This is a genomic window from Gordonia sp. LMA484 (genome assembly GCF_058129505.1).
In genome coordinates this window covers 4,341,890-4,354,806 of the sequence record NZ_CM176700.1, presented here as the reverse complement: position 1 = coordinate 4,354,806, position 12,917 = coordinate 4,341,890, and the positions used below count along the sequence as shown (strand labels likewise).

Below are 12,917 nucleotides of genomic sequence, written 5' to 3'. Positions count from 1 at the left end.
GCGTGCCGGCCTTCCTCAGAGCTGCATCGAGCGTGCATTCCGCGCGCCTTCGGCGCATAGATCACCGATTGGTCCTGCCGAGGTCCACGGGAAGCTGGATCCCGGTGACGTGGCGCGCCTCGTTGGAGGCCAGCCACGCAACGGCGGCGGCGATGTCCTCGGACTCGCTCGTCTCGTCCGGCAGGCTGCCCATGTACAGCAGACCGAGATCCTGTCGGGCGGCGAGCTTGCCGTGCAGTTCCGGGACCGTGAGGTCGGTGGCGACCCCGTGGGGGTGCACCGTGTTGACCCGGATGCGATATGCGGCGAGCTCGTTGGCGAGTGTCTTGGCCAATCCGGTGACACCGTGTTTCGCGGCCGCGTAATCGGCGAGCAATGGCAGGCCCTTGAGCCCGGCTACCGAGCTGGTGAATACGATCGCGCCGCCGACGCCCTGCTCGATCATGATCGGAACCGTTGCCTTCGCGGTGTAGAACGCACCGTGAAGGTTGTTGTCGATGGTGGCATGCCAGTGATCGAGGTCGATCTCCCACGACAGCGACGCAGTAGTCATTCCTGCGTTTGCGATCACGACGTCGAGACGACCCAGTTGCTCGACGCCGTTGTCCACCGCCGCCTTCAGAGCTGCGAAATCTGTGATGTCGGTGATGGAGGTGACGATTCGACGGCCGTGACGTTTCACCAACTCGACGGTCTCGTCGAGATCGGCGGGCGTGGCACCGGGATACTCAGTGGTCGGCAGGTCTGCGCAGATGTCGATCGCGATGATGTCTGCGCCTTCGGCGGCAAACCGGACCGCCTCGGCCCGGCCCTGCCCCCGCGCCGCGCCGGTGATCAGCACGACCTTGTCGACGAATCGGCGTGCGTTGGGAGCGTCGGGAATCGGCGCCTCCGGGACCGTTGCGATGACGGCCGGTCCTGGGATCGAAGCGGCGGTGGGTTCGGTCATGACGTCTGTCTCCTTCTTGGTTGGGCGACACGGGTTCGCCCGACATCGGGTCCGAGGGCAGTTGCGGCCTCGGGGTGTGCTCGAGCTTTCGCCGGGCGCTGTGACGCGGGCGTTACCGCGGAGGTGGCATGGATCGGGATACCGGAAGCGTCATCCCGCGTCGCGTAAGCGGCATATGCCTATCGGCTGTAGTTTGCGATGCCGCGCAACGACGCCGGTAGATCGATCCCTGCCGCTGTGATGTCCACCGAGTCCGACCGGACGATGTCCATTCGGCGTCGGGCGATTCGCCACGTATCGCCGTCGCGTCTCAGGTCGTCGCGGTAGACGTTCACTGCGTGATTGAGCCGATTCTCGTCTCGGCGGTGCAGCCACATGACATCTCCGTAGCAAGTGGCCCATGCGCCACCTGGGCCCTGCCCCGATCGGTGGTTGGTCATCTGGTGCACTGTCCACGCGCAGTCGTCATGAAATGGGATGAAGTAATCCAGCCATTGCGTGATACCGCCAATCGCGGGCATGCCGGTGTACTCGACGACGACGTCATCGGTGAACAGCCCGGCGAAGAGATCCCAGTCGCAGGTGTCGATCGCGTACGCGTAGTCGACACTCAGGCGAGTCGCGGTCAACTGAAGCTCGTGTGTAATTGTTGACATCCGTCGCCTCCATTCGATCTGGTGCTCCGCTCGGGTCCGCAGGCTTTCGCGGAGGTGTTGCCGTGAGCTATTCCGAAGTGTCACTCGATTCTGAGCGTACGGAATCGCCGCGTGCACCCCTGTCACTCGATACCGTTGAGTGGGACGGAATCTGCGCGGGACTGCACGCCGTGGTGAAATCCGGTTCCCAGCTCAAAACTGACGAGATCTCCCGGGTGACAACGTGGCGCTATTTTCCCAGTAAAGCAAGAACTTCGGCGGTCGTGGCGAGCTCGGCCAGCGCCGGGAACACCGATGTCACCACATGATCGTGTGACGCGGCCTGCGAGTCGCTGATGGCATCGGTCACGATGGTCACGTGGTAGCCGAGGTCGTAGGCCTCACGCGCGCTGGATTCCACTCCGAAAGCGGTGGCCACGCCGGCCAAGACGACCTGGGTGATGCCGCGTGCCGACAATTCGTCGTGCAGATCCGTGCCGACGAACGCGCCCCAGCTGGTCTTGTCAACTCGCACCGTGGCGCCGATGGCCGCTATCTCGGGATGGAGCTCGGCGAACTCAGCAGGGAACCGGGCGGGCATCGAAGCCGAGTACTCGGTCCTGCCGGGCGGGGTGCCGACCGCTCTCACTATGACTATCGGCATGTCGTTGTCGCCGAAAGCATTCGCCAGAGCGACGGAACGGGCGACGATGTCGTCCGGTTGATGCACCAGTCCCCGGCCGAGGGTCCCGTTCTGCAGGTCCACCAATACGAGTGCAGTGTTCGGGTCGAGCGCAGTGGCGGTCAAGGTTTCACTCCTGGTGCGAAGGCGACTATTCGGCTCCGATGGTATCCGAGAACCCTACGATTCCGTTCGGAACAGACTGCGCTGCAAAGAGAAACCCTTCGCCGTCAGCGAGACGACGAAGGGCTCCTCGTTGCGGAGGTCGTCGAACGCGTCGACGCCACCAATCAAGCGGACAGGGGGGCCGTGCTCGGATCGGTCAACGTGCCGTCCTTCATCGTCAGCACGATCAACTCGTTACCGCACACCGACTTCATGCCCGGTACCTGATTGCCATCGCAGGTGAAGGTGATCCCGTCGCCGGCCGGCAGCACCACGCGTTGTGCCTGCTTGATCGCGTTGCCCACCGACGCCGGAGAAACCTCGCCGGTGAGACCGGTGGTCGCGCGTACGAGGCCCAAGACGCCCTGATAGCCGGTGACCGCGTAACCCACGGTCGACGTGTTCGGTGCGTACTTTTGCATGACGGCCCGGAACAGCACGCTCTCCGGATTGTCTGAGGTGGTGTCAGCATTGCTGAAAACCTTGAGTCCCTCAAGGTTTGCGGCGCCCACGCCCTGCACCACATCTTGGGCGGCGCATGCTTGCGGTGTCATGATCGTCGCTTGCGAACCGAGCGTGTTGAGCGACTTCAACACCGAGGTGCAGACCGTTGATTCGCCGTACACGATGACGCCATCGGGGTTGGCGTCCAGGCCCGAACTGACCTGCGGGGTCGCATCGGGTGAGCCGAAGGGGATGGGAATGACCTTGAAGTCGATCCCGGCGGCCTTGAAAGCAGGTCCGCCGATCATCTCCAACGATCCGGTCGCCGCGGGGCTGTCGATCGAGTATGCGACGACCGACTTCATGCCCTCCTTTTTCGCATAGTTGGCCATCACCTGAGAGGTGCTGCTCCCGGCGGTCCAGACAAATGCATTGTCGCTACTGGTCTCGGCCTGACTGCCCGCGAGTGCTGTCGCATAGGGGATCCCGGCAGAGGTGATGATAGGAGCCATGATGCTGCCGAGACCGGTGCTGGTGACGACCACCGCCGCCACCTTCTGCTCGACCATCTGATTCGCGCAGTTGCGCGCCGACACCGGGTCTTCTTGCTCCTTGCACACCACCAGCTCCAGCGGGCGACCCGCGATCCCACCGAGATTCTCGTTGGCGTACTTCGCCGCGGCCTCTGCCGCCTCTCGATTCTCCGGCTGCGAGATCGCCTGTCCACCTTCGTTGTTGATGAGTCCGACACGCACGGGCGTGCCGCTCGCGGCCTCGCCCGGGAAGGCGTCCGATGGGACGGCGGCGCTGGTGGATGAACCGGCGTTGTCAGAGGAATCCGATCCGCACGCGGTGGCGGCGGTCATCACCGCCGCAGAAGCGGCAATCGCTATCACCCACGGTGAGGTGATCCCGCGAAAAATCTTCATGGCACAATCCTTTCGCCCCCGAAGAGGCTTGGCTGATGTGGAGCGTCGTGTCGTCTGTCTCAGAAGCATCGTTCGCGAAATACGCTTGTTCGCCACGTCATCGATCTGTGATCTGCAGCCTGGTCGCCGGGACGATGGGCCGCAGAAGATTCTCAAGTTCTACCGCTACAGTGCGGATGGTCCTCACGCCATGGCGTCGGCAACCTCCGCGGCACCGCCGTCATGGCCATGATCTTCGGCGGACCCCAGATAGGCCTCCTCGATGATCCCCGGGGTGGTCGCGAGGTCCCTCGCATTGCCCTCGAGCACGATGTTCCCGTGCCGCAGAACCACAGCTGTGTCGGCAATCTCCAGTGCGAGCTGTACATGCTGCTCGACCAAGACCACGGCGCTGCCGGTATCGTCGGCGACGCGCCGGATGACGGGTAACAGCCGTTCGACGATCACCGGGGCCAGACCCATGCTGAGTTCATCGATGAGCAGGACCTTGGGGTGCTGGGCCAGGGCTCGGCCGATCGCGAGCATCTGTTGTTCTCCGCCCGACAGGGCTCCTGCTGCCACCTTGAGTCGCTCGCCGAGACGAGGAAAGTAGTCCAGCACGGCGTCGCGCTCCGCTGGCCACGTGCGGCGCGTCTTGACCGCGAGTCGGAGATTCTCCTCGACGGTCAGGCTGGTGAACAGCGCACGGTTGTCCGGCACGAGCACGAGTCCGGCGCGTGCCGCCGCTCGGGCGTTCCCCGACTTGATCTCTGTTCCGTCGACGGTGACGGCACCGCCGAGACTGGGCAAGAGGCCTGACAGCGTCAGTAGGGTTGTGGTCTTTCCCGCCCCGTTCGGGCCCAGCAGGGTCACCACCTCGCCGGCGGCGAGATCGATGTCGAAGTCACGCACACACGGGCGGTCCTTCGCATATCCGGCATGGACCTTCTGGCAGCTCAACATCGTGCTCATGCGTTGACCTCCTGTGCGTTTACTTCCTGCTGGTTCACTTCGGGCTCGCCGACCTCATCGGCGGCACTGTCCTGTCCGCTGTGTGTGGCACCGAGATACGCGCGGGTGACCACCGGGTCGACACGGATCTCTTCGGGTGTGCCGACCGCTATCCGTCGGCCCAGGTCGAGCACGACGATTCGATCGCAGACGTTGAGAACCAGGTCCATGTCGTGGTCGACCATGACGATGGTGGTGCCCGAATCCCGGATGGCTCTCAAACGCTCACCAAGCCATTGACTTTCGCCGCTGTCGAGTCCTGCGGCGGGCTCGTCGAGCAGCACGACTCGCGGCCGGCCGGCCAGCGCCCGGGCAACCGACACAAGCTGTCGCTGTCCCTGTGACAGTTCTCGGACCGGTCGATCGATCACGTTCGCCAGATGGAGCACCTCGAACAACCGATTCATCTGGTCGTCATCCAGCGGCGGCAATCCCGAATCATGATGGTGGGCCGCCGTTGTGCCGACCTCGACATTCTCGCCTACCGACAGGTCGTCGTAGAGTTCGATGCCTTGGAACGTCCGCCCCAGTCCGGCCCGGCTGCGTCGGAATGCGCGCTGGCCGTCGAGGGTCTTACCGTCGAGGGACACTGTGCCGCTTGCGTTGGCAAACCCGCTGATCGCGTCGATGAAGGTGGTCTTGCCGGCGCCGTTGGGTCCGATCAGGCCGATGATCTCGCCTTCGCGAACGTCGAAGGTCACATCGTCGAGCGCAGTGATCCCGCCGTAGGACACTCCGATCCCCTCAGCGCTCAGGATCACATCGCCGATGCTGTCTGGTCGACTGCGCTGTGCCGATTCCGCGGTCGGCGTGACGTCGAGTCCCAGATCGGGCTGGTCGGCATCCGTGCTCCGGAAGCGTGCGAGCACCTGATCGCGGCGTTTGTAGACGTCGGAGATGATGCCCTCGGGATTGGCGATCACTGTGACAACCAGCAACACGCCGGTGATGACCGCGTAGTAGTCGCCGATGTTGGCCACTCGGTCGAGAACCACGAACATCAGTCCGCCTGCACCCATGACGCCGGCGAGCACGCCGCCGGAGACGCAGGTCACACCGGCCAGATAGCAGATCGCGAACATCGCGATACCGCCCATTGCCGTGAACGAATCAGGCACTGCCATCGTTTGTTGGTAGGCCATCAACGATCCGCCGATGCCTGCTATGAACGCCCCGATGGCGAATGCGACGAGCTTGGTGCGCGATACGTTGATGCCGGCAGCGGCCGCCGATCGTTCGTTGGCCCGGACCGCGAGCATCGAGGCGCCGAGTCGGCTCGTCCGCAGCTTGGCAACGCCGATGGCGACAACGACCAGGACGAGTAGGCACATCAGCCCGAACGGAATGCGTGGGTAATCGTCACCGGCGCCGATGCCCAGGTCCAGCCCGAAGAGGGACGGCGGATCCACATGAGCGCCATCGACGCCGCCGTTGAACGAGTTGTTGCGGAACCAGAAAGCCTCGAGGAAGACGGCGAGGCCCAAGGTCACGACGGCGACCGGAAGGCCTCGGATGCGCAGCGCGGGCAGACCGACGACCACGCCGACGATCGTTGCCACGAGCGCGGCCAGGATCGGCGCGATCGGGAACGGGATTCCCCAATCCTGCGCGATGCGGCTGACCATGAAGGCTCCCACGCCGCCGAGGGTGAGCTGTGCCAATGAGATCTGACCTGCGAATCCGGTGACCACCACTTGTGACAGGGCGATGATCGCCAGGATGAATGTCGCGATGATCGCGCCGCGATAACTACCCGCGGTGAACATCAGTCCGGCTACGCCGATGACAGTCCATACCGCGGTCACCGGGAGCAGGTTCCTCGGTCTCGGGGCGGTGCCGAGCGTGTTCTGGATGAGCGCGCCGCGAGTCGGCAGGGGCCGGCCACGCACCAGAAGGAACACCAGCAGGAGGACGAGCGGGATGAGTTCGGCCATACCCGACTTCGGCATCCAGCTGACAGTCGACTGGATGTGGGTCATCTCGGACTGCAGGACGCCGATACCCAGACCGGCGGCCACCGCCACCCCCACCGAGCTGAAGTTGCCGACCAGCGCTGCAGCCAGCGCCGGCACGATGAACAACGTGTACGAGATGGGGATCAGGGGCACGATCGGCGCGATGAGGATGCCGGACAAGCCCGCTATGGCGGTGCTCAATGCCCAGTTGGAGTACGCGATGCGCTCTGGTGAGAGTCCGGTGACCAGGGCGCCGGTCTCCGACTCGGCGGCCGCGCGAGTGGCGAGGCCGAACCGGGTCAGGCGGAACGCCAGGATCAGCAGAACGGTCAGCACGACGATGATGACGGCAAACCAGAGTCGGTCCGACGGCACCCTGATGCTGCCGAAGGTCAGCACATCCGAGGGCAGGATCGCGTCGACGGAAACCGGGGTGGTTCCCACACGAGCGGCGAGAAGTGCCTGGACGACCAGCATCAGGGCGATCGACGCGACTGCCTTTGCCGTGGCAGGAGCCGTACGAAGCAATCGGAAGATCGCGAAGTACAGGAACACGCCCATCGCGGCGGCGATCACGAGAGCGATGGCCATGGCCGGCGCGACCGCGAGAGAGTCCGCCAGGTGAAGTGTCTTGGGCAGGCCTGGAATCGGGATCAGCAGCTCTCCGTCACGGAGATACGCGTAGGTGTAGGCGACATAGAGCGCGATAGCGCCGGTGGCGAAGTTGACCACGCCCGATGAGCGGTAGGTCATCACCAGGGCCAGCGCGAGAGCGGCATACACCGCGCCATTCCCGAGGCCGAGGAACAGGAACTGGATGTCTTGGGTCATTGGGTCACCGCTGGCTTCCGGGCGTGCGCAGAGCGAGGATCATCTGTCCTGCGACTGCGGGTTTGATGAGTTTGCCGATCCGGTCCACGTGAGCGTGAATCTGCCCGTTGCCGGGCAGTGCTCGTGTCCCTGCCGGGTGTGCTCGACGAGCTCCACACCGCGAGGGAGGCGTCTGCCACGCGGACGACCGAAGGGGCGAGTGTCGTGGAGGACTCGCACTGGCGCAACGGTTTCATGGGAAGGGTGTCACTTTCTCTGGTCTCGTCGGTGATGGCTGTCAGCTAATATCACCTAGATAACTATGTGTCGTGCGCCACTATGGCATAGTTCGGGTGGAAAAGTCACTACTTGCCCCGCTTTCGTTACAGGGTTTTTCCGGTGCACGGTCGCGAATTCGGCGAGACATAAGGAGGAAGCTCTGGTGCAAGGGGTACGTGTGTTCTCCGACCTCGACGATCTCGTGTCGTCGGTCGGCACGGTTCTGGGGCCGACGCCATGGCGGCGGATCGGTGCGGAGGCGGTCGCTCACTTTGCCGCGGCAGTCGCGCCCGCGCAAGGGTTTCCCCGACCCGGCGAAGTCGAATCTGACGTGGTGAGTGCCGATTTCTTGATGTCGCTCGTGCCCGGGTTCGTCATGCAGATGCGCCGCATCCGCGGGATGCGATCCGGGATCAACTATGGTGCCGATCGAGTCGTGTATCCGGCGGCGGTCCATGTGGGGGATCGAGTGCGTGCACGGTCGACCATCACCGCGGTCCATCGAACCGGACCGGCGGCGGTCGCTCTGGTCGCGTCGACCGTTCTCGAGGTCTGTAGCAATGATGAGATCGACAGCGGGCGGTATCGCACGGCAGTTCAGGGTGACCTATTGAGTCGCATCTACTGGTGAGGTCAGGGACCAGTCTTACTAAGTATTCGAACTCGGTTGCTGCTGTTGAGATCGACACCAACGACACCGGCCAGCGTGAACACCGAGTGGTGTTCACGCTGGCCGGCGATCGACGGGCCGCGAATCGCTTTCTCAGCCCAGGTGGCTGCCAGTCCTAACGCGGGGGCGGTGTGAACCGATGCCCCCAGAGGGCGCCTTCGGTGATGTTGTAGGTCGGCACGGGCTTGGGCACCTGCAGGCCGTCGAAACCGAACTCGAACGCATAGGTGTCCGGCGAGTAGACGTAGAACGAGACCATCTGGTCGTTCGTGTGCTTGCCCAAGGTATGCATCATCGGCAGCTCCATCTCGTACGCTCGGTCGAGAGCGAGGCCGACGTCGTCGAGCGTTTTGGCCTCGACCATGATGTGGACCAGTCCGCCCGGTCCGGGCCGCGGGGCCAAACCGAAGCTGTGGTGCCGGGCGTTACAGCCCATGAAGTACGTCGGGCCGGCGGTGTTGCGTTCGACGAACCCGAGTATCCGGTTGTAGAAGTCGAATGTCTTCTCGACGTCCTCGGCAGTGACGATGACATGTCCCAAACCCATGTCACCGGTGACGAACTCGGAGACGAGCGGCGTGTGCACCGGCACGTGGTCGAGGATCGGTCCGTAGTACAACTCGACCTGATTTCCTCCGGGGTCCGTGAAGCGGGCAAATCCGGTGACCCGTCGTTCGGCGCACTCATCCTTCGAACCCGCGACCGTGTCGATTCCCTCGGCGCGTATCTTGTCGACGAGGTCAGCGAGCTCACGTCGGTCCAATACCTCGAAACCGATTGCGGTGCAGGATGCCTCGTCGGCCGGGCTCACGACCAGCCGGGGCGGGTGGTCATCCATGCGGAAGTAGACGGATTCCGTGTCCGGGCCGTCGACGTTCATGAGGCCGGCGAAATCCTTGCCGAACCTTCGCCAGTCGTCGACGTTGGGGGAATTCAGCCGGATGTAGCCGAGGGAACATACTCCCATGGCAAGCTCCAATCAGAATGCTTCTGTGGTTGTGGATGGTTGGTCCGGGCCTCGCCCGGGAGATGTCAGTCCCGCCAGATGTAGCGGTCGGATACCCGGTGGTGGTTCCAGATGGTCATCTCCTGCTCTTCGCTGAGCCGATGTCCGTCGAAGCTCGGCGAGTGCATTCCGGTTGTCACGTCCGTCATGTTCATGAAGTCCTGTGAGAAGACCTGGCCCATGTCTGCGTCCCGGTAGTCGTCGAAGTGCGACGGCTCGAAGTATCGCTTCTTGTCGTAGTCGGCAATCGGGATCTGATCGAGGCTGAAGACCTCGAACACGGACTTGTTCGGATCCTTCTCGTACGGGCGCGACCGGTACCAGAATGCGGAGCCCTGGCCGGGCAGGATGATGCTGTTCGGGAACACCGCCCACGAGCTGCCCGCCTCGGTCCACTGATCCGCCGTGATCTGGGGCCAGTCGTAGCCCTCTGCGATCGACAGCTCGCGGTACAGCTCCAGGAAGTACTTGCCGGCGGTCATGCCTTCGGGAACCTCGGCCGTCTTGAGCGCTTCCGCCGCTCGCCAACTGCGTTCGTTCTCCAGGCCGCGCATGTCCTCATGCAGGTACTGGACCGCGTTGGCGACGTTCAGGCGCTCGTCCGAGACGCGGTCGCCGCTGCGCTTCGACGGATCCTTGCCGTCGCTCTTCGAAGCGGTCGACTTGGGGCCGAGCGCCGAGTAGTGGGAGTGCCGTTCGTAGACCGTCGTCGGTGCCCACGGGCGGATGTCCAGCTCGCGAAGTGATGCCAACTTGTCGTTGGTCCGATCGAGCCGGAACAGCTGGGGATGCGTGCCGGCCACGTGGTATGCCTCGAGAAATGCGTCCAACCCGGTCTTCCAGTTGGCATCGAGGATGACGCTCTTTCCCCACCGGAGCCGGAAGTTCTCGAGCTGGAACGGCTCGAAGATCCGCGGAATCGGGTCCAGGTATTCCAGGAGGGGAATCGCGTCGGGGTCCGGGTTGATGAACACGAACCCGGCCCACTGGTCGACGCGGACCTGGGACAGGCCGAGATCGTCATCCGACCGCGGCACGAACTCCTCGCGGTCGAGCACCAACCTGATGGAGCCGTCCAGGTTCCACCGCCACCCATGGAACGGGCAGATCAACGATCCGACGCGTCCGCGGCCACGGGCCAACCGGGTGCCGCGGTGGCGGCATGAGTTGTGGTACGCACGGATGGAAGTCTTCGACTCGCGCACGACGAGGACCGAGAAGTCCCCGACCGCGTACTCCACGAAGCTGCCCACATCGGTCAATTCCTCGACTCGGCATGCGATCTGCCAGGTGCGTGGGAACATCTTCCCGAGCTCGAGATTCAGGAAATCGGGATCGAGGTAGCGGGCCTTCGGAATGTATGCCCGGCCGAGTCGGTACTTCTCGGGGACTTCTTCCGGTGGCACGTCCCCCTCGAACCAGATGGGCGGACGGCTCGTCGTGGGCTCATCGACGATGGTCACTGAAATCACTCCTTGGTGTTAGTGGAATCGTGCGCTCGGGGCGCGAGAATCTGATGTTGTCAATCAGTCGGCGTCGGGTCCGGCGATTTCCACTCCATCGGATCGTCGGGCGACGTGAATGCAATTTCCGGGACACCCGTCGGCGGCGTCGATCACGTCGAGGCGGAGGCTGTCCGGCACATCGGCGGAGGCGCCTTCCTCGGTCAGGAGAGGTCCTGCGGCACTGGATTTGACGTGCGCGACGCCGGCTTCGTCAAACTCGAAAACGTCCGGCGCCAACTGAACACACAGTCCGTCACCCGTGCAGAGATCGTGCTCGATCCAGACTCGAACATCTTCATTCATGGGATTTCCTTTTCTATTGTTCAGGCCCAATCGATTTGTGTAGGTCGACAGATCCGGTTACTACCGTCGACGGGGAAATGGCCTGAACGAGCAGGATCCACATCGCACCCGCGGCCTGGTCAATTGGTGATCGCACAGCTCAAGAGGAGATCGAGCCTCACCGTCGATGCTCTCTCGGCTCTGGCACAAACTTTCGTGGAGCCTGTTTCGGAAGTCAATCGGGCTTTCCGCCAGGCGGGACGGCCGGGCAGTGGGCCGGCGTCGTGTGCCGCGACCTGCGCGGAAGCGGCGCGGGAACCATCGGATCGGAGTGTGCCTTGACAACCGTGAGGCGGGGTGTGATGCTGCTAACAGCTCAAAAGAGGGCACTGAATAGCTCTGGATCACTTCCTCGGCCCAGCAGATCCGCCTGAAAGTTGGGCATGTGGAGACACAGAGTGTCCTGAATGAAAGGTGGCAGCATGTCATCCAGCTTGATGCAGCCCGTTCCGATCGCACCATCCCTGGAGCCTTCGGTATCCGTTCGTAAGGCTCTTGCCTCGACAGAAGAGTGCGAGAGTTCGGATCGTCGGAGTCCGGACCGGACCGTCCTCGGTCGGGTTGCGGCAATCATGGACGCGTTCAACTGCAGTCAGCAGGTTCTGGGCCTCGGTGATCTGAGTGAGCGGACCGGCCTGCCCAAGTCGACACTGCACCGGCTCGCGGACCAGCTGTGCCAGATCGGTTGGGTTGAGCGCGAACGGGGAGGCTACCGGGTAGGGCTCCGGATGTTCGAACTCGGTGGTTTGGCCGCCGAGGCCAGCCGATTGCGTGAGCTGGCACTGCCTCATCTCCAGGCGCTGTCGGCGCGTACCGGCATGCCGGTCCACCTCGGTGTTTTCGACAACGGAGAGATCGTCGACCTCGAACGGGTGATGGCGGGTCCGGTACGCACCCCGGTGCGCCGTGGTGGTCGTTTCCCGGTTCACTGCAGTGCCCTGGGCAAGGCCATCGCGGCATTTGACGATGAAGTGGCCAAGTTCGCCGTCGATGGTCGGCACGAGGCTTCGCGGTCCGACTCGGGTGCTGCTGCGATGCGGGCCGAGCTCAATACCATCCGGCGACTCGGGGTGGCATTCGATCGCGGTGAGTCGTTCGAGGGGTGGGCCTGCGCTGCGGCTCCCATCCGTGGTGCCGGTGAAGTGATCGGAGCCGTATCGGTCAGCGGTCAGCTCGGCCGGCTGCGCATGGGCGCGGTCGCCGAAGCGGTCGACCACGCGGCGACCGCGATCTGGAACGCGAGTAACAGGCACGCCCCGGTTCGCCGTCGATAGTCGAGACCTGTTGTGCCGCCGAACGTCCGGTGGTGCTCGGTGCGTGTCGGCTCATCCCTCGGCGAGGGTGGGCTGACAGGCCACCTACCTACTTGCACCTGATCGGCACTCATGGCCTCTGCTATATATCCCCTGCGCCACTGTCTGTTAGGTGGGCGGTTCCCCGCATGGCCGACCCCGTGGTGCGTCTCGGAACAGGTGACTCGTCTCCGGCGTTCGATCCCTCGGTCGTTGCGATTGGATCATTCACGTGTGCCACCGCGGCCGTGAGTGCACATACCA

11 protein-coding genes are annotated in these 12,917 nt (G+C 63.7%); 2 read left to right on the top strand and 9 right to left on the bottom strand.

The genetic code is table 11. The features are described from left to right. Window positions 1-61: 61 nt before the first annotated feature. From AC4AMJ_RS19265 to AC4AMJ_RS19240, 6 genes are all read right to left on the bottom strand, one after another. Window positions 62-949 (bottom strand): mycofactocin-coupled SDR family oxidoreductase, encoded by an 888-nt coding sequence (locus AC4AMJ_RS19265; RefSeq protein ID WP_489913999.1) that lies wholly within the window; start codon window positions 947-949, stop codon window positions 62-64. A gap of 179 nt (window positions 950-1,128) precedes the next feature. Further along, entirely contained in the window at window positions 1,129-1,605 is a 477-nt protein-coding gene (locus tag AC4AMJ_RS19260; RefSeq protein ID WP_489913997.1) for a nuclear transport factor 2 family protein, read from the bottom strand. Between the two features lie 229 nt (window positions 1,606-1,834). Further along, window positions 1,835-2,392, bottom strand: a complete 558-nt coding sequence (locus tag AC4AMJ_RS19255; RefSeq protein WP_489913995.1) for a cysteine hydrolase family protein — start codon at window positions 2,390-2,392, stop codon at window positions 1,835-1,837. A gap of 164 nt (window positions 2,393-2,556) precedes the next feature. After that, entirely contained in the window at window positions 2,557-3,804 is a 1,248-nt protein-coding gene (locus AC4AMJ_RS19250) for an ABC transporter substrate-binding protein (protein ID WP_489913993.1), read from the bottom strand. Between the two features lie 183 nt (window positions 3,805-3,987). Continuing rightward, on the bottom strand, window positions 3,988-4,755 hold the full coding sequence (locus AC4AMJ_RS19245; protein ID WP_489913991.1) for an ABC transporter ATP-binding protein: 768 nt from the start codon (window positions 4,753-4,755) through the stop codon (window positions 3,988-3,990). Further along, window positions 4,752-7,580: an ABC transporter permease subunit gene (locus AC4AMJ_RS19240; RefSeq protein WP_489913989.1), complete on the bottom strand. Its 2,829-nt coding sequence runs from the start codon at window positions 7,578-7,580 to the stop codon at window positions 4,752-4,754. Before AC4AMJ_RS19240 ends, AC4AMJ_RS19245 begins: the two co-directional genes overlap by 4 nt. Before the next feature lie 421 nt (window positions 7,581-8,001). Between AC4AMJ_RS19240 and AC4AMJ_RS19235 the strand changes: the two genes are divergently transcribed. Continuing rightward, the gene (locus AC4AMJ_RS19235; protein ID WP_489913987.1) at window positions 8,002-8,469 is read left to right on the top strand and encodes a hotdog family protein; all 468 of its coding nucleotides are present in this window, start codon (window positions 8,002-8,004) and stop codon (window positions 8,467-8,469) included. Window positions 8,470-8,623: 154 nt separating this feature from the next. Here AC4AMJ_RS19235 and AC4AMJ_RS19230 read toward each other — a convergent pair whose 3' ends face one another. The 3 genes from AC4AMJ_RS19230 to AC4AMJ_RS19220 form a co-directional block, all read right to left on the bottom strand. Further along, complete coding sequence (locus tag AC4AMJ_RS19230; protein WP_489913985.1) at window positions 8,624-9,475, bottom strand: VOC family protein; 852 nt, start codon at window positions 9,473-9,475, stop codon at window positions 8,624-8,626. Between the two features lie 65 nt (window positions 9,476-9,540). Continuing rightward, window positions 9,541-10,977 (bottom strand): aromatic ring-hydroxylating oxygenase subunit alpha, encoded by a 1,437-nt coding sequence (locus tag AC4AMJ_RS19225; protein WP_489913983.1) that lies wholly within the window; start codon window positions 10,975-10,977, stop codon window positions 9,541-9,543. A 63-nt stretch (window positions 10,978-11,040) separates the two neighbouring features. Beyond that, window positions 11,041-11,352, bottom strand: a complete 312-nt coding sequence (locus AC4AMJ_RS19220) for a ferredoxin (RefSeq protein WP_489913981.1) — start codon at window positions 11,350-11,352, stop codon at window positions 11,041-11,043. A gap of 431 nt (window positions 11,353-11,783) precedes the next feature. Here AC4AMJ_RS19220 and AC4AMJ_RS19215 point away from each other — a divergent pair, with 431 nt between their 5' ends. Continuing rightward, complete coding sequence (locus tag AC4AMJ_RS19215) at window positions 11,784-12,635, top strand: IclR family transcriptional regulator (RefSeq protein WP_489913979.1); 852 nt, start codon at window positions 11,784-11,786, stop codon at window positions 12,633-12,635. Window positions 12,636-12,917 lie beyond the last annotated feature (282 nt).